This is a genomic window from Salinibacterium sp. 10G20-15 (assembly GCF_057365065.1).
The window spans coordinates 531335-547643 of record NZ_CP195118.1 but is presented as its reverse complement, the minus strand read 5'-3'; the positions used below and the strand labels follow the sequence as shown (position 1 = coordinate 547643).

The 16309-nt window shown below is 63.4% G+C and carries 14 protein-coding genes; 7 read left to right on the top strand and 7 right to left on the bottom strand.

Annotated elements, in window-relative coordinates:
* Positions 1–35: 35 nt before the first annotated feature.
* Positions 36–1721, bottom strand: a complete 1686-nt coding sequence (locus tag ACR3YK_RS02590; RefSeq protein WP_486175684.1) for a dolichyl-phosphate-mannose--protein mannosyltransferase — start codon at positions 1719–1721, stop codon at positions 36–38.
* A gap of 88 nt (positions 1722–1809) precedes the next feature.
* On the bottom strand, positions 1810–2385 hold the full coding sequence (locus ACR3YK_RS02585) for a TetR/AcrR family transcriptional regulator (protein WP_486175683.1): 576 nt from the start codon (positions 2383–2385) through the stop codon (positions 1810–1812).
* Between the two features lie 139 nt (positions 2386–2524).
* On the opposite strand from ACR3YK_RS02585, the gene ACR3YK_RS02580 reads away from it, so the two are divergent.
* Positions 2525–5062: an MMPL family transporter gene (locus ACR3YK_RS02580; RefSeq protein WP_486175682.1), complete on the top strand. Its 2538-nt coding sequence runs from the start codon at positions 2525–2527 to the stop codon at positions 5060–5062.
* A gap of 58 nt (positions 5063–5120) precedes the next feature.
* Here ACR3YK_RS02580 and ACR3YK_RS02575 read toward each other — a convergent pair whose 3' ends face one another.
* Positions 5121–5990 (bottom strand): EamA family transporter, encoded by an 870-nt coding sequence (locus ACR3YK_RS02575; RefSeq protein WP_100389634.1) that lies wholly within the window; start codon positions 5988–5990, stop codon positions 5121–5123.
* 146 nt (positions 5991–6136) lie between these two features.
* On the opposite strand from ACR3YK_RS02575, the gene rsmI reads away from it, so the two are divergent.
* Positions 6137–6952, top strand: coding sequence for a 16S rRNA (cytidine(1402)-2'-O)-methyltransferase (gene rsmI, locus ACR3YK_RS02570; protein ID WP_486175681.1), 816 nt, complete (start codon positions 6137–6139; stop codon positions 6950–6952).
* A gap of 18 nt (positions 6953–6970) precedes the next feature.
* Here the strand turns inward: rsmI and ACR3YK_RS02565 are convergent, their stop codons facing one another.
* From ACR3YK_RS02565 to ACR3YK_RS02550, 4 genes are all read right to left on the bottom strand, one after another.
* Positions 6971–7420, bottom strand: a complete 450-nt coding sequence (locus tag ACR3YK_RS02565; RefSeq protein ID WP_486175680.1) for an SRPBCC family protein — start codon at positions 7418–7420, stop codon at positions 6971–6973.
* Between the two features lie 80 nt (positions 7421–7500).
* The gene (locus ACR3YK_RS02560; RefSeq protein WP_486175679.1) at positions 7501–9570 is read right to left on the bottom strand and encodes a PTS fructose transporter subunit IIABC; all 2070 of its coding nucleotides are present in this window, start codon (positions 9568–9570) and stop codon (positions 7501–7503) included.
* A gap of 38 nt (positions 9571–9608) precedes the next feature.
* Positions 9609–10571, bottom strand: a complete 963-nt coding sequence (locus tag ACR3YK_RS02555; protein ID WP_486175678.1) for a 1-phosphofructokinase family hexose kinase — start codon at positions 10569–10571, stop codon at positions 9609–9611.
* Positions 10568–11356: a DeoR/GlpR family DNA-binding transcription regulator gene (locus ACR3YK_RS02550; protein ID WP_486175677.1), complete on the bottom strand. Its 789-nt coding sequence runs from the start codon at positions 11354–11356 to the stop codon at positions 10568–10570. The genes ACR3YK_RS02555 and ACR3YK_RS02550 overlap by 4 nt, the downstream gene beginning before the upstream one ends.
* A 189-nt stretch (positions 11357–11545) precedes the next feature.
* On the opposite strand from ACR3YK_RS02550, the gene metG reads away from it, so the two are divergent.
* From metG to ACR3YK_RS02525, 5 genes are all read left to right on the top strand, one after another.
* Positions 11546–13126, top strand: a complete 1581-nt coding sequence (gene metG, locus ACR3YK_RS02545; RefSeq protein ID WP_486175676.1) for a methionine--tRNA ligase — start codon at positions 11546–11548, stop codon at positions 13124–13126.
* Entirely contained in the window at positions 13123–14106 is a 984-nt protein-coding gene (locus tag ACR3YK_RS02540) for a TatD family hydrolase (RefSeq protein ID WP_486175675.1), read from the top strand. The genes metG and ACR3YK_RS02540 overlap by 4 nt, the downstream gene beginning before the upstream one ends.
* Complete coding sequence (rsmA, locus tag ACR3YK_RS02535; protein WP_100389642.1) at positions 14103–14933, top strand: 16S rRNA (adenine(1518)-N(6)/adenine(1519)-N(6))-dimethyltransferase RsmA; 831 nt, start codon at positions 14103–14105, stop codon at positions 14931–14933. Before ACR3YK_RS02540 ends, rsmA begins: the two co-directional genes overlap by 4 nt.
* Before the next feature lie 179 nt (positions 14934–15112).
* Entirely contained in the window at positions 15113–15946 is an 834-nt protein-coding gene (locus tag ACR3YK_RS02530) for a serine protein kinase RIO (protein ID WP_486175674.1), read from the top strand.
* An 83-nt stretch (positions 15947–16029) separates the two neighbouring features.
* Positions 16030–16257: a 4-diphosphocytidyl-2C-methyl-D-erythritol kinase gene (locus ACR3YK_RS02525; RefSeq protein ID WP_486175673.1), complete on the top strand. Its 228-nt coding sequence runs from the start codon at positions 16030–16032 to the stop codon at positions 16255–16257.
* The last annotated feature ends 52 nt before the right edge of the window (positions 16258–16309 follow it).

Here is a 16309-nt window from a genome sequence, read left to right as displayed (position 1 = left end):
TTTGTGACGTAACAGAACGCCACGAAACGGCTGGCCTAGATCCAGGTCGGCAACCACCAGCGCAGGCGCAGCAGGTCGTAGTCGATGACCTGGCCGGTCCAGAGCGGCCAGAAGAACACGCTGACCGCGATCGCGACGACTAGGAATACCGCGACGACCCCGAGGCCGCTCGTTCGTCGATAGCGGTCGTCGTCGCGGCTGCCGAGGATCACCCCGAGTGCCGCCACGAGCGCCAAAATGAGGTACGGCTCGAACACGATTGTGTAGAACTGGAACACGGTGCGGTTCAGGTACAACAGCCACGGCAAGTAGCCGGCCGCGACGCCCATCAGAATGAAGCCGGTCTGCCACTGGCGGTAGCGAACCAAGCGATACACGAGGTACAACATGGCGGCGGTGGCGGCCCACCAGATGATCGGGTTGGCGATTCCAGAGATGGAGGCGCCGCAGGCATCCGCGAGACAGCCGTCGTCGCCGCGGGAGAGATTCTCATAAAACATGCTCGTGGGGCGGATGAGCAGCAGCCACGTCAACGGGTTCGCTTGGTAGGGGTGTGGTCGGGTTTCGCCCACGTGGTAGCTGTAGACGTTCGATTCGAAGTGCCACAGGCTTTGCAGGTCGAGAGGTACCCAACTGAGCATTCCTGTCCACGCGTTGCCGTCGGCTTCCGCCCAGTGGCGGTCATAGCTGTTATCGCTAACGAACCACCCGATCCACGTACTGAGGTACACGAGCAGCGCAATCGGCACGGTCAGCAGGAAGCTCACGGGGGCTTGCTTGAAGAGAGTGCCGGAACCCCAGAAGCTGATGCCGGCCAGGCGGCGAGCGAGGGCATCCACCACCAGACTGTAAACGGCGAAGGCCGCTAAGAAGTAGAGACCGTTCCACTTGACGGCGGCAGCGAGGCCGAACGCCACGGCGGCGAGCATGAGCCACGGTCGCCACCACAGCGCCGGGCCCCATTCGGTGCTCGCGCCGCGAAGCCCACGGCGACTGATCCACAGCGCCAGTCGGGTGGCCGAGTGCTCACGATCGAGCAACATGGCACCGACCCCGAGCAGAGCGAAGATCATGACGAAGTTGTCGAGCAAGGCGACGCGGCTCATGACAATCGCGTTGCCATCGATCGCCATCAGCAACCCGGCCAGCGTGGCGAGAAGCGTGGAGCCGAAGAGTTTCTTGGCGATCAGCATGAGCACAACGACCGCGAGAATGCCGACGAGGGCAGTCGCGATGCGCCAGCCGAACGGGTCTTCGCCGCCTCCCGGCAGCATGCCCAGACCAATCAACCACTTGCCGAGCGGTGGATGCACGACGAACGAGGGATCGTTCAGAAAGATGTTGACTTTGCCACTGTTGAACAGCGCATCCGCTTCGGCAGGCCACTGCGCTTCGTAGCCGAGGTTCACGAGCGTCCACGAATCCTTCACATAGAAGGTCTCATCAAAAACCAGCGACGACGGATGCCCGAGGCCCACCAGTCGCGTGAACACAGCGATCACCAGCACAATCGCCGGCCCCGCCCACCCGAGCCAGCGGCGGGTCAGCGGACTTCTCGCCGCCCACCAATCATCGAGGCGGGAACCCCCGGCGGTGGCGAAGTGGTGGCTGGCGGCAGGTGCGGAATTCGCATCCGAAGCCGCTCCAGCATCCGTAGCCGAACTCGCGGGAGAGTCGTTCGCCAGGATGGCGTCGAAGTCGCGCGGGTTCGTCTGGCTCACCCCGTAATGCTACTGAGGGAAGTCGTGAGCTGCTGACCGGATCGCAGGCTTCGGCGCGCCGCCCGGCGGGGACCACGGTAGAGCGCGGCTAGGGAGCAGTGTCTGCGTCATCCCAGCGACCGTTGGGGGTTCCGAAGGCTCGCCAGATCCAGTTGACAGCGGTTTCGGCGGGCGGACGCGGCTCCATCGCAAGCCACGCTTCGATAATTCCGAAGGTCGCCCCGGTAACGCTCGCACTTTCGATCTCGAGAGCCACACCTTCGAGTTGCTCGGTGCCGTGGTTAACGATGCCGTCGCGCACGATCTGCTTAAGACGAGCACGCATGCGAAAAGCCACGAGCGCCGAACCTCGGGGGCCGAGAGCGCTAGAGTACACGGCGGCGTTGGCGTCAATATGGCTGAGGTAGTCGCTGAGGGCGGGTGGGGCGACGTCGCTCTCGGGGTCGAGGTCGGCTAACTGGGCGCTGGCTTCCGCTGCCGCGGATTCGATAGCGAAGGCCAGCAGCGTCTCTTTATCGGTGTAGTGCTGGTAGAAGCTGCTGCGGTTAACTCCCGCCCGTTCGGCAATATCACCGACGGTGACTTCATCGAAGGGGCGCTCTTGAGTGAGGGCGAAGAGTGCCTGCTGCAGGCTGTGACGCGTGCGTTCGACTCGGGCATCCATTCTCTGATTGTCGCAGATGTCGAGGGCCACGTTGAAAGTTTTCCGACAACTGTTGGAAAACTCGCCAACTAGCAATACGATTGGCGCAGGCCCGATGAAGTGCTCGTTTTTGTGTTCTCAACGAGAGGTTCTCTTCAGCATGGCTGAACTCCTGTACCGACTGGGCCGACTCTCGGCTCGCCGCGCGTGGCTCTTCATCGTGAGCTGGATCGCCGTTCTCGGCCTTGCTGGCGGAGCCTTCGCGCTCTTCGGCGGCACCCTCTCGTCGACCATGACCATTCCTGGCACCGAAACCGAGCGCGTCGCCGATGAACTCACCGAACAACTCGGCAACGTGGGCGGAATCTCTGCCACGGTCGTGTTCAGTTCAGAGGACGGCAGCGCGCTGAGCGACTCCCAACGGAGTGAGATCACGGATGCTCTCGCCGACCTCACCTCGCAGAGCGATGTCAGCGCGGTCATCGACCCCTTCGAGACCGACGCTCAGCGTGACGAGCAAGCGCAACAGCTCGTGGACGGCCGCGAGCAGATTGACGCTGGCATGCAGCAACTCTCTGACGGCCAGGCGCAGCTTGACGCCGGCGTAGAGCAACAAGAAGCTGGCCAAGCCCAGTTGGACGCCGCGATTGAGCAAGCGAAGGCTGCCGGCTTCTATGATGCCTCCGCTGCTGAATTCGACGCCCAGCAAGCGCAGCTCGATGCCGGTAAGGCTCAGCTTGACGCGCAACAAGCCACTATCGACGAGAACACCGCGCTGATCCAAGAGCAAGAGCGTGAGCTCGGCTTTGGCGAGCGCCTCATGGATGCAGCCGCCAACATCAGCTTCGTCTCCGACGATGGTGCGACGGCTCTCGGTCTCATCACCTTCGACAGCGAACTCCTCGACCTCTCGGCGGAGACCAAGAGCGAGATCACCGAAAAGCTGGACAGTGTCGACATCGAGGGCGTGACGGTCGATTATTCGTCGACGCTGACGCTCTCCACTGATGGCTTGCTAGGTGTGGGTGAGATTATCGGTGTGCTGCTGGCTGGCGTCGTTCTGCTGGTGCTGTTCCGCTCGTTCTTGCCGGCAACGCTGCCGATCGTGTCGTCAATCATCGGTGTCGGTGTCGGCGTCGCAGGCTCGCTCGCCTTCTCCGGGGTAGTCGACATGACCTCCGTGACGCCGATTCTGGGTGTGATGCTCGGCCTCGCGGTCGGTATCGACTACACGCTCTTCATCGTGCAGCGTCACCGTCGCCAACTCGCGGCGGGCATGGAACTCCACGAGTCGATCGGTCTCGCCAACGGAACCTCGGGTAACGCCGTGCTGTTCGCCGGGTCGACGGTTCTCGTCGCGCTGCTCGCACTCAATGTGAGCGGCATCCCGTTCCTTGGCGTGATGGGTACTGTCGGCGCTGTCTGCGTTCTCATCTCGGTGCTGATCGCTGTGAGCCTCACTCCGGCCCTGTTGGCCCTGCTCGGCAAGCGCGTGCTTTCTCGCAAGGCGCGCGCCAACAGTGGCCACGAGTCGCACGTGCTTCCTCCGGCCCGCGCTATGCGCACCAGTCGTGCGGTAGTCATGCTCATTGTGGCAACGCTCGGGCTGTTGATCGTGGCGATTCCCGCGCTGTCGATGCGGTTGGGGCTTCCCGATGGATCGTCAGAACCCGCAGATTCCACGCAATACCGCACCTATACGACCATCGCCGAAGAGTTTGGGGCGGGCCAGAACGGCACCCTCCTTGTCACCGCGACTCTCCCCACCGGCGTCTCAGAAGAAAACGAGCTCGAAACTCAAGCCGACCTCGTTGACCAGCTACTCGCCTTCGATGACGTCGAAGCTGTCGCTCCCATCGGCGTCTCTGCCGATCGGGACTACTTCGCGTTCCAGCTCGTTCCAGTGGAGGGGCCCACGAGCGTGTCGACGGGCGAGCTCGTTCACGAGCTGCGCGATAGCTCTCCGCTAGCGGGAGACATCGAGCTCGGCGTTGCGGGCTCGGCCAGTGGCAACATCGACATCTCCGAGAACCTCGCTAACGTGCTGCCGCTGTACCTTGCGGTCGTCGTCGGCCTGTCGCTGATCATCCTGATTCTGGTGTTCCGCTCTCTTCTCGTGCCGGTCATCGCCACCGCGGGCTACGTGCTGTCGCTGTTGGCGGCCTTCGGCGCGATGGTTGCCGTGTACCAGTGGGGTTGGTTGGGCGCGCTCTTCGGCGTCACCGATCCGGGTCCGCTGCTGAACTTTGCCCCAATCATCATCATGGGCGTGCTGTTCGGCCTCGCGATGGACTACCAGCTCTTCCTCGTCTCGGGAATGCGCGAAGCGTACATTCACGGGGTGCCCGCTAGGGCCGCCGTGATGAGTGGGCTGCGCAGCGGTCGCGCCGTCGTCACGGCTGCCGCCATCATCATGATTGCCGTCTTCGGCGGCTTCGTCTTCTCGCACTTGGCGATCGTTCGCCCGCTCGGCTTCGGCCTCGCCATCGGCGTGCTCTTCGACGCTTTTGTCGTGCGGATGATGTTGGTCCCTTCGCTGATGCACCTGTTCGGCAAGTCGGTGTGGTGGTTGCCTCGCTGGCTCGACCGCATCCTGCCGAGCGTGGACGTAGAGGGCGCCGCGCTCGAGCGCAGCCACCCGATTCACCCCGTGGCTCCGGATGACGAGAGCAGCGACGCAGCACCGACTGCCCGTTAGCGCCCGGTTACACCTCACACCCGCGCTCGCGGCGTTTACTGCCCGGAGAAGCTTCGCTCTACAGCGGAGTCTCTTCGGGTAGTAGTGCGTTTGGCCCCGCCCCGGGTGCACCGGGGATGCGGGATGCCGCCCGCACCGCCCCAATGGAGGCTGCGATCACGAGCACGATGCCGACACCCTGGATGAGCGTGATGCTCTGGCCGAGCACGAAGAATCCCGCGCCCGTCGCGATGGCCGGAGCCAGTGCCATGAGCACCGAGAAGGCCGAGGCTGAAATGCGACGCAGCGCGATGAGTTCGAGGGCATAGGGAATCGCCGAGGAGCAAATAGCGACCGCGAGGCCGCGCACCAGAATTGACGGCTCGAGCAGCGTGCTACCCGCTTGAGCGATGCCGAAGGGGAGGCTGATGATCGCGCCGATTGCCATGGCGATGGCAAGGCCATCCAACCCGGCAAACACCTGCCCGGTCTTGCGCGACGCCAAAATGTAGCCGGCCCACGACACCGCGGCGGCAAGCGCGAAGGCAACACCGACCGGGTCGAGAGCGCCAACACTGCCGAGGCTCAGCAGGGCAACGCCGGCGAAGGCGAGCACTGCCCACAGCCACGCGCTAGCGCGGCGGGCAACAATGACGGAAAGAACGAGCGGGCCCAGCACCTCGATCGTCACGGTAGCGCCCAGGTCGACGCGCGAGAGAGCTTCGTAAAACAACAGGTTCATGCCGCCGAGCGAAATGCCAAAAATGAGGGCCATGAGCCACGCGCGCTTCGAGATGGCCCGCAGGTTGGGGCGCGCGATCGCGAGCAAAATTGCGGCCGAGAAGACGAGTCGCAGTGACACCATTCCGCCGGGCCCGACCTCGGGGAACAACAAGACGGCAACCGAGGCACCAACGTCTTGGAAGATGAGCCCAAAGACCACGAGCATTGCGGCGCCGAGAGGGGTTCCTCTCAAGGGCGGGGGAGTCGACATAGTGCAACACTACGACCTCAGTAAGGGTGCTTTGCGCACGTCAGATCGCGCCCGAAGGGGCCCGCGCCGCGCGCAGCGAGAGCGGGTGGGAGAATGGGGGAGTGATCATTCTTGCGGCGACTCCAATCGGCAATCTGGGCGACGCTTCTCAGCGTCTCATCGAGGCACTCACGAACGCCGAGGTGATCGCGAGCGAAGACACGAGAACGACCATCCATCTCATGCGCGCTTTGGGCATTGAGAACCGCCCGCGACTGCTTCCGCTGCACGAACACAATGAGTCGGAGAAGGCAACCGAGATCGTCGAGCTCGCCCGCGATGCCGATGTTCTTGTACTCAGCGACGCCGGGATGCCCGTCATCAGCGATCCGGGATTCCCCCTCGTTGCGGCAGCCGCCGCCGCCGGAGTCACCGTTACCGCTCTGCCCGGGCCGAGTGCCGTGCTCACCGCCCTCGCGGTATCGGGATTGCCCACCGACCGTTTCAGCTTCGAAGGCTTTCTGCCCCGCAAGGGACGGGTGTCGTACTTCCGTGGCCTTGCTCGCGAAGAACGCACGATGGTGTTCTTCGAGAGCCCCAACCGTCTGCCGGCGGCGCTCGCCGACCTCGCCACCGCGCTGGGCGATGACCGTCGCGTTGTCGTGTGCCGCGAACTCACCAAGATGTACGAAGAGGTCGCTCGCGGCACTGCTGCTGAGCTCGCCGAGAAGTTCAAAGATGGAGCCCGGGGCGAGATCTGTCTCGTGATCGAAGGCGCGGCCCCCGCGACATCCGATCTGCCGACAGCGGTCACCTACGTACTCTCACTCGTAGCCGATGGTTCCCGGCTAAAAGAAGCGGCAACCGAAGTGGCCGAGCAGACCGGTTTGAGCAAGCGTGAACTGTACGAAGCGGCTTTGCAGGCTAAGAAGAAGTAGCCCGCTCACCTAGCCCGACTAGACCTGAGCTTCGCACGCCATCTTCAACTCATGGTGGTCTTGAATCAAGGCTTTCTTGGTGACGCCGAGAAAGAGCAAACCGACCACGCTCATGAGCCGCGCCCCGAACGTGAGTGGCGTCATCGTGAAGCGATACTCGAGGCGCGTTCCGCCGTGACTGGGCATGAACAGGTACACGCTTTGGTAGTGCGTACCGTGTGATTGCGCGTCAACCGTGTACGACACATCCTGCTCGTAGTCGGTGACCCACATGACTTCGGTGGCCTCCCGGCCAGCGAACGTGCGCGTTTCGCGCCACTTCGTACCGAGCTTGAGTTGGGCTGGACCCTCGAGCACTTCTAGGGAGTTGATGCCGCTGAGATGAGCGGGAGCGTTGTCGAGGTCACAGAAAACTTCGAATACGCGCTCCACCGGGGCGTCAATGTGCACGCTCTCGGTGATCTTCATGAGGGCTCCCTTGTCCGTTATCGAGTCACGATGCTTTCGGTGAACGAGATGCAGCGTGCCCGGGGATCCAGCCTACGACGTTACGCGGCGACCGGCACCTGCGCCGCAGCGGGAGCGACGGCGTCGCTCTTCCGCACGAAGCGCTTGAGGGCGACCACGATCAGTGCCGTCACGACCATTCCCGCAATGATCGCGACAAGGAACATCGGGAAGGGGTTGATCGCGAAGAACACGAACACACCACCGTGCGGTGCCTGTGACGTGACGCCGAACGCCATGATGATGGCACCTGTTACCGCACTGCCGATCGCGCTGGCGGGGATCACGCGCAGCGGGTCAGCAGCAGCGAACGGGATGGCACCTTCGGAGATGAATGAAGCACCGAGCAACCACGCAGCCTTGCCGTTTTCCTTCTCGACGGGCGAGAAGAGGCGGCGAGCAAGAACGGTGGAGGCGAGAGCCATCGCGAGAGGAGCAACCATTCCGGATGCCATGACAGCGGCCATGATCATCCACGGTCCCTGATTGTCGATCGCACCCGCACCGAGGCCGGCAACCGCGAACGAGTACGCAACCTTGTTGACGGGGCCACCGAGGTCGAAGCCCATCATGGCTCCCAGAATGAGACCGAGAACGATGGCGGATGCCCCGTTCAGGCCGTTGAGGAAGTCGTTGAGGGCCACGGTGAGCGAAGCGATCGGCCCGCCAAGAATGAGCACCATGAGGCCGGAGGCGAAGATCGACGCGAGCAGCGGGATCACGACAACGGGCATGAGGCCACGGAACCACGCGGCGGTCTTGCGCTGAGCGAGCCAGTGAGCGGCAACACCCGCGAGGAGTCCACCGACGATACCGCCGAGGAAGCCGGCACCCATGAGGCCAGCTACCGCGCCGGCGGTGAAACCGGGAGCGATACCGGGGCGGTCAGCGATCGCGTAGGCGATGTAACCGGCAAGGGCGGGAACGAGGAAGCCCATCGAGGCGGCACCGACCTGGAAGGCCGCGGCGCCTAGATAGGCAGCAATGCCGCCCTCAGGCAGGTTCCACAGACTGTTCTCAAGAATGATGCTGCCCGCGGTCTCGGTGATGAGGTACCCACCGAGCAGGAAGCCGAGCGCGATCAACAGACCGCCACCGGCGACGAACGGAATCATGTAGCTCACACCGGTGAGCAGAGCGCGCTTGACGGTCTGGCCGAAGTGCTCGTCGCTCGTGCTGCTGGTGGCTTCGCTGGCCGCTCCGCCCCCGGCAACGCGCGTGGCGTTGGGGTCACTGGCGGCGGCAATGGCTTCCGCGATCATCGCATCGGGGGCGTCAATGCCGCGCTTGACGGGCGACTGCACGACAGCCTTGCCGGCGAAGCGAGCCTTGTCGCGAACATCCACATCAACAGCAAAGATGACAGCGGATGCAGCAGCAATCACCGCAGGATCAAGAGGCGTCGACCCCGACGAGCCCTGAGTCTCGACGTGGAGTTCTACGCCAGCACGCTCAGCGGCGGCGGCGAGTGAATCGGCTGCCATGTAGGTGTGGGCGATGCCGGTGGGGCACGCGGTGACGGCAATCAGCACGGGGCGAGCGGCGGCGTCCGCATTCGCATCCTGGGAAGGAGCTGCGGAAGCGGTCGCGGCGGCGGCAGCGCCGGCACCAGCGGCGGCACCGGCGGCGGCACCGGCGGCGGCGGGCGCGGCCTTTTCTTCGGGAGCGGTCGCCTGCTCCACGAGAGCAACGATCTCTTCGCGAGTCGCCGCAGCGCGCAGGCTGTCCACGAACTCGGGGTTCACGAGTGACCGCGCGAGAGCGGAGAGCACCGTGAGGTGTTCCTGGTCGGCGCCCGCGGGAGCAGCGATCAAGAAGATGAGGTCGGCGGGAGCATCCGTGGCACCAAAGTCAACGGCCGGCTTCAGGCGTGCCATGACGAGGGTTGCTTCGGTGACGGCTTCGGAACGGCAGTGAGGAATCGCGATACCGCCAGGAACTCCGGTATCGGTCAGCTGCTCACGAGCCCACGCGTCGTCAAAAAGTGATTCTGCAGCGGTGGCCCGGCCCTGTTCGGCGACGAGATTCGTCAGCGCACGGATGACGCCCGCGCGGTCGGTGCCGAGATCGGCATCCAACAACACGAGGTCGGGGGTGATGAGTTGCGACATTGCTTTCTCCTTGTAGGCAGCAGTTGGCGTGCTGAGGTTTATGGTGCGGTGGGGCGGCTGAGTAAGTGCACGTCAGCGGTGTGGGGGGTGGTGTTTTCGGGGCTCGGCATCGTGCTGCCGGGGAGGGCGGCGGCAGCGGCTCCGTGGGCGACAGCCTGGGCCAGTCGTCGTTCGGGGGCAGCACCGCGTTGGTCGGCCAAGAGGTAGCCGGCCAGGGAGGCGTCTCCTGCTCCGACGGTGCTTTTGGCAGCGACGGGAGGCATAGTGGCTCGCCAAGTTTCGTCGGCGGTCACGAGGAGTGCTCCGCGTGATCCGAGTGTGGCGAGTACGGCACGGCAGCCGCGAGCGACGAGGTTGAGAGCGGCGGCAGCGGCGGCATCCGGGTCGTCTTCAAAGGTGTCGGGAAGGCCGGTCATTTCGGCAAGCTCTTCAGCGTTGGGCTTGATGAGGTCAACCCCAACGCCTGATTCGATGAGGGCCTGCATCGGGGAACCCGAAGAATCGACGGCGATGCGCGGGCCGTGCCCGTCGGTGGCGGCGCGAATAGCGTGAACCACGCGAACGTAGAAGTCGCTGCTCAGCCCGGGAGGAAGCGAGCCGGCAAGAACAACCCACTCGGCCCGGCGGGCGTGCGAGACCACGAGATCAATCAGCGCAGCATCGTCGTCAGCGGTGAGCTGCGGACCAGGCTCGTTGATCTTGGTAGTCGTGCCATCGGGCTCGGTGATCGTCACATTGGAGCGCACACGACCCGCGATCGGCAGCCCAGCGGTCGGAGTGTGCTCGGCGCGCAGGGCAACGAGCATCGGGTCAGAAGAATCTCCGGGAAGCACCGCAATCGTGTCGAGTCCCGACGCAATGAGCGCTCGCGACACGTTGACGCCCTTGCCGCCGGGTTGCTCGCTGCTGGCCACCGAACGCTGCACTTCGCCGCGGTCGAGAGCGGAGTCGAGCTCGATCGTGCGATCGAGGCTCGGGTTGGCGGTGACGGTGACGATCATGCGATCACCGTTTCAACATCCGCGCGCTCGAGGGCAAGGGTGAGGTCATCGTCGGGGGAGTGATCGGTGATGATCGTGTCGACCTCCGAGAGCGAGGCGAAACTCATGAGGGTTTCGATGCCGAGCTTCGAGGCGTCGACGAGAGCGATGGCGCGACGCGAACCTCGAGTGAGCGCGCTCTTCACCGCGGCTTCGTCGGGGTCGGGCGTGCTGAAGCCGAAGTCGGCATGAACGCCGTTGGCACCCAGGAAGGCGATGTCGGGGCGGATGCCCGAGAGCTGAGCAAGGGTGGCGGAACCAACCGCAGCCCCCGTGATGCCGCGCAGGCGACCGCCGATGAGCTGAACCTCAATGTGCGGGTTCTCGCTCACGATCGCGGCGATGGAAATCGAGTTGGTGATGACCGTCAGTGAACCGGTGGATGCCGCGGGCTGCCAGTCGCGCAAGTGCTGAGCGAGGCGGCTGGTCGTGGTGCCCGAGTCGATGCTGATCGCGCCCGTGAAGGTGGACGGAATGAGGGACATCGCTGCCAGCGCTATGCGCTCTTTGGCATCGGAGTTGCGGTCGGTGCGGGCGGCGACGCTTTCTTCAACACGACTAATCCGAGCCGCCGAGACCGCACCCCCATGCACGCGGCGCAATACGCCTCGTGCTTCAAGCTGATCGAGGTCTCGACGGACCGTTTCGCTCGACACGTCGAACGTGCGAGCGAGGTCGATTACGGCGACGCGACCAGCTTCAGCAAGTTGTCCCTCTATGTGCTGTTGCCGCTCTTCTGCGTACATCCGTAATCTCCTTTGATTGTCAACGCACCCGACTGCGTTTCTGTGAGACTACGCGGCTTCGTGTGGCAATGCAACACAAATACAGAAAAAACCACAGACTCCCACATTCGGGAGTGCGGCATCCAGTGCTCCCAGCGAACGCGAGCGCCCCCGGCGTAATCAATCGACACAGGCGAATAGAATGAAGGCATGTCTGCCGGCGACTCCTTCTACATTGCGACGCCCATCTTCTATGTGAACGACGTTCCCCACATCGGGCACGCGTATACGGAGGTGGCCGCCGACGTTCTTGCGCGCTGGCACCGTCAGCGGGGTGAAGACGCCTGGCTGCTCACGGGCACCGACGAGCACGGCCAGAAGATTCTGCGCACCGCCGTCGCCAACAACACCACGCCGCAAGAGTGGGCCGACCGCCTCGTTGCCGACTCCTGGCAGCCGCTGCTCGAGACCATCGACATCGCCAACGACGACTTCATTCGCACGACCGATGAGCGTCACGAGAAGGCCGTTGCCACGTTCTTGCAGCGCCTCTACGACGACGGCCACATTTACGCCGGTGAATACGAGGGCTATTACTGCGTCGGTTGCGAAGAGTACAAGCAGCTCGATGACCTCGTTACAGCTCCCGACGGCGAGTACAAGGGCCAACTCGTCTGTGCGATTCACTCGCGTCCCGTTGAGATTCTCAAGGAGAAGAACTACTTCTTCCGCATGAGCGATTTCGGTCAGAAGCTGCTCGACCTCTACGAAAGCCAGCCCGACTTCGTGCAGCCCGCGAGCGTGCGCAACGAAATCGTGCAGTTCGTCAAGCAGGGTCTCGACGACCTCTCCATCTCGCGTTCCAGCTTCGACTGGGGTGTCAAGGTTCCCTGGGACGAAACCCACGTCGTGTACGTCTGGTTCGACGCCCTGCTCAACTACGTTAGCGCCATCGGTTACGGCGTCGACGACGAACAGTTCGCCAAGCGCTGGCCTGCCGTTCAACTCGTCGGTAAAGACATCGCCCGCTTCCACGCGGTCATCTGGCCCGCCATGCTCATGGCCGCCGGACTGCCCGTGCCCCGTGCTGTCTTCGGACACGGTTGGTTGCTCGTCGGTGGCGAGAAGATGTCCAAGTCGAAGCTCACCGGTATTGCTCCGAGCCAGATCACCGACACCTTTGGTTCCGACGCCTTTCGCTACTACTTCATGAGCGCCATCACTTTCGGTCAAGACGGCTCCTTCAGCTGGGAAGACCTGAGCGCGCGCTACCAAGCAGAACTGGCTAACGGCTTCGGTAACCTTGCCTCGCGCGTCATCGCGATGGTGAATAAGTACTTTGATGGTGAGATTCCGACGCTCGGTGAGCTCACGGCATCCGACGAAGCGATCATCGCGACACAGAAACGTGCCACCGAGAATTCGAACGCGCACATCGACACCTTTGCGATCAACGAAGCACTCTCGTCGGTGTGGCAACTCGTAGATGAACTCAACGGATACATCACCGAGCAAGAGCCGTGGGCGCTGTCGAAAGACCCCGCCAACCGCGAACGCCTCGGCACCGTGCTGGCCACGACCGTCAACGGTCTGGGCACGCTCGCCATTCTGCTCTCGCCGGTACTGCCCAAGGCAACCGAGAAGCTCTGGACCGCCATCGGTGGCGTCGGCGAACTGCGTGAGCAACGCATCGACGACGCTCAGAACTGGTCGCACTCCGGTCGCGTCACGGCTCTCGAATCGTCGCTGTTCCCGCGCATCGAAGTGGATGCCGAGAGCGGCACGGCGTGACCGAACCGTTCATCAGGCAGCGTCACCGCAGCGCCGACGAGAAAGCCTCCGAGAAACTGCAGTACCCGCCGCTGCCCGAACCTCTCGAGGGCGTTGTCTACGACAATCACACGCACCTCGAGATCGCTGACGGTGGCCCTGACGGCGCGCTCGACTTCACTGAACACCTCGCGCGCGCCGCTTCGGTTGGCGTTCGCGGTGTTGTGCAGGTCGGCACGGATGTCGCCACGAGTCGCTGGTCGGCTGAACTCGCCGCTTCCAACCCGCGCGTTCTCGCTGCGGTAGCAATTCATCCGAACGATGCTCCCGAGCTCGCTGCGGTGGGGGAGTTGGATGCTGCGCTCGCCGCCATCGACGAACTTGCCGCGCTTCCGCGAGTGCGCGCCATCGGCGAAACGGGTCTCGACTTTTTCCGCACGGATGACGAGGGTCGCCCCGCGCAATTCCGCTCCTTTGAAGAGCACATCGCGATTGCCAAGCGGCACGGCCTGGCGCTGCAGATTCACGATCGCGATGCCCACGACGACGTCATCGAGACGCTGTTGCGCGTTGGCGCTCCCGAGCGCACGGTCTTCCACTGCTTCTCGGGCGATGCTGCAATGGCGCGCATTGCGGCCGACAATGGCTGGTTCTTGTCGTTTGCCGGAACGGTCACGTTCAAGAATGCGGCGAACCTTCGCGAAGCGCTTTCCGTGATCGATCTCGACCGCATCATGGTCGAGACCGATGCTCCCTATCTCACGCCGCATCCGCTGCGCGGCCGTCCGAATGCGCCGTACCTGATGCCGCACACGGTGCGCGCGATGGCAGCCCACCTCGAAATCAGCGAACTCGAACTCTCGGCACAACTCGCGGCCACCACTGAGGCCGTCTATGGCTCGTGGGATACCGAACTTCCCGCGGGCATCGAACCGGCACCGGCACGCGGCGAGACGACCGCTGCATCCGTCTCGAGCGCACAGAATGTAGGCACGCGATGAATACCCTGCTCGGCCCCGCCGAGATCCGCGATCTCGCTGATCTGCTCGGCATCCAGCCCACCAAGAAGCTGGGCCAAAACTTTGTCATCGATCCCAACACGGTGCGCCGTATCGTCAAGGCGGCGCACGTCGTCTCGGGCGAAACGGTGGTCGAGGTCGGACCAGGGCTGGGCTCCTTGACGCTCGGAATTCTGGAGACCGGGGCATCCGTCGTCGCCGTCGAAATTGACAAGCGCTTGGCCGCCCAGTTGCCCATCACGGTGAGCCAGATGCAGCCGGATGCTCGACTCACGGTCATCACCGAAGACGCTTTGCGCGTTACCGAGTTGCCGAACGAACCCCGGGTTTTTGTCGCCAACCTGCCGTACAACGTGTCGGTTCCCGTGCTGCTGCATTTCTTGGAACACTTCGATTCGCTCGACCGCGGTCTCGTGATGGTGCAGGCCGAAGTCGGCAATCGTGTCGCGGCCGGCCCCGGCAGCAAGGTCTACGGTTCGCCGAGCATCAAGGCTGCCTGGTACGGCGAGTTCTCCACCGCCGGTCTGGTTAGCCGCCAGGTGTTCTGGCCGGTTCCCAACGTCGACTCTGTGCTCGTGCGCTTCGAGCGTCGCGAACAGCCCGGCACGATCGAGGAGCGCAAAGCAACATTCGCCCTTGTGGATGCCGCGTTCCAGCAGCGTCGCAAGATGCTGCGTCAGTCGCTCTCCAGTGTGCTGGGCAGCTCAACGGCCGCCTCCGAGCGACTCGTGGCGGCGGGTATCGCCCCCACCGCGCGCGGCGAGGAGCTCACGGTGCTCGATTTCCTTGCTATTGCGCGCGCTGCGTAGCTAAAATCCTTTCACCGCACACCGCGGTGTTTCCAGAACGGGCCAGCGGTCCGGCGTGGGCGTGAAGCTCGAGGGGAGGGAGAACTGATGGCTGTCTTTGTCGTGTCTCCACCTCATCCCTCACTCATTGAGGTCACCGCCTAACTTCGTGTGGTGACCTCCGTTCTGGAGATTCATCTATGTCACGTGGTGACGATTCTTTTGTTGTACCCGATTTAGCTTTTTCGACGGTGGTTCCCGGCGATGATCAACGCTGGTCTACGTGGCCATCGATCATCCCGTCGTTGCGCGGTCCGCAACCGTGGCCGAAGTGGGTCGTGACGTCCGCAGGCGCTATCGACACCGAGTTGGGCGTGCTCAAGTCGGGCAAGGAGGCGGACGTCTTTTTGATCGAGCGCGCGGAGCCCGATGGTCCATCGGTGCTGCTCGCGGCCAAGCGCTATCGCAGTGCGGAGACGAGCGATTTTCGGCGGTCGTCTCAGTACACCGAGGGGCGACGCACTCGTCGTTCACGCGACTCCCGTGCTCTGCAGAAAAAATCGACCTACGGTCGCGCTCTTTCGGCGGGCTTGTGGGCGGGCGCGGAGTTCTCGGCGCTGAGTCAGCTCTACCAATTGGGCGCCCCCGTGCCGTATCCGGTTCAAGTCGACAACACCGAAGTGCTGATGGAGTTCATTGGGGAGGGGCACGTTGCTGCTCCCCGGTTGGCTTCCGTGCGTGCAGAGAAAGCGGTGCTCGCAGAGCTTTGGGATCACGTGGTCGAACTCATGCGTATTTTTGCGCGGGCAGGCTACGCGCACGGAGACCTATCGCCGTACAACCTGCTTGTTCATCGGGGTCGAGTCATGGTGATCGATGTGCCGCAGATCGTCGATATCGTGAGTAATCCGCGCGGTGTCGAGCTGCTCGAGCGTGATTGCCACAACGTGTGCTCGTGGTTTCAGCGTCACGGAGTTGAGTGCGATTCCGCCGAGCTTGCGGGGGAATTGATAGCGGAAGCCTTCGGGCGCTAGCAATCAGGCTTGGGGGTGTGTGATCGCCCGACTACGCACGATCGGCCATTCCGTTTGGTGCCGAACGACGGTATGTTGGCATCATGTCGGAAGCAACGAACCACACCCCCAGCGACCGCGACGTTCTGGAAGGAACGGGGCGGCATCCCGACGAATGGTTCGCTTTTCTCGATATGGCAGGAGCGGCTCAATGGCAGCATGCCGAATTTATGAGCTGGTTTGAGGCCAACGCTGCTCACGTGAGCGCCGAGTGGGCGGAGTCAGTAACGGCCCGCTACGCGGCAGTTCGCGGGCTTAGTATTCCCGGGTAATTTCACGAGAGTAACGAGACCTTCACGATTCTCCGAGCACCCTCGTTATCCC

Bases quoted from the DNA above. Each gene is read 5' to 3' on its own strand.
- ACR3YK_RS02525 (WP_486175673.1), top strand. From the start codon at position 16,030: ATGTCGGAAGCAACGAACCACACCCCCAGCGACCGCGACGTTCTGGAA.
- ACR3YK_RS02565 (WP_486175680.1), bottom strand. From the start codon at position 7,420: ATGAAGATCACCGAGAGCGTGCACATTGACGCCCCGGTGGAGCGCGTA.
- ACR3YK_RS02580 (WP_486175682.1), top strand. From the start codon at position 2,525: ATGGCTGAACTCCTGTACCGACTGGGCCGACTCTCGGCTCGCCGCGCG.
- metG (WP_486175676.1), top strand. From the start codon at position 11,546: ATGTCTGCCGGCGACTCCTTCTACATTGCGACGCCCATCTTCTATGTG.
- ACR3YK_RS02550 (WP_486175677.1), bottom strand. From the start codon at position 11,356: ATGTACGCAGAAGAGCGGCAACAGCACATAGAGGGACAACTTGCTGAA.
- ACR3YK_RS02575 (WP_100389634.1), bottom strand. From the start codon at position 5,990: ATGCTCGTGGTCTTTGGGCTCATCTTCCAAGACGTTGGTGCCTCGGTT.
- ACR3YK_RS02530 (WP_486175674.1), top strand. From the start codon at position 15,113: ATGTCACGTGGTGACGATTCTTTTGTTGTACCCGATTTAGCTTTTTCG.
- rsmA (WP_100389642.1), top strand. From the start codon at position 14,103: ATGAATACCCTGCTCGGCCCCGCCGAGATCCGCGATCTCGCTGATCTG.
- ACR3YK_RS02555 (WP_486175678.1), bottom strand. From the start codon at position 10,571: ATGATCGTCACCGTCACCGCCAACCCGAGCCTCGATCGCACGATCGAG.
- ACR3YK_RS02560 (WP_486175679.1), bottom strand. From the start codon at position 9,570: ATGTCGCAACTCATCACCCCCGACCTCGTGTTGTTGGATGCCGATCTC.
- ACR3YK_RS02585 (WP_486175683.1), bottom strand. From the start codon at position 2,385: ATGGATGCCCGAGTCGAACGCACGCGTCACAGCCTGCAGCAGGCACTC.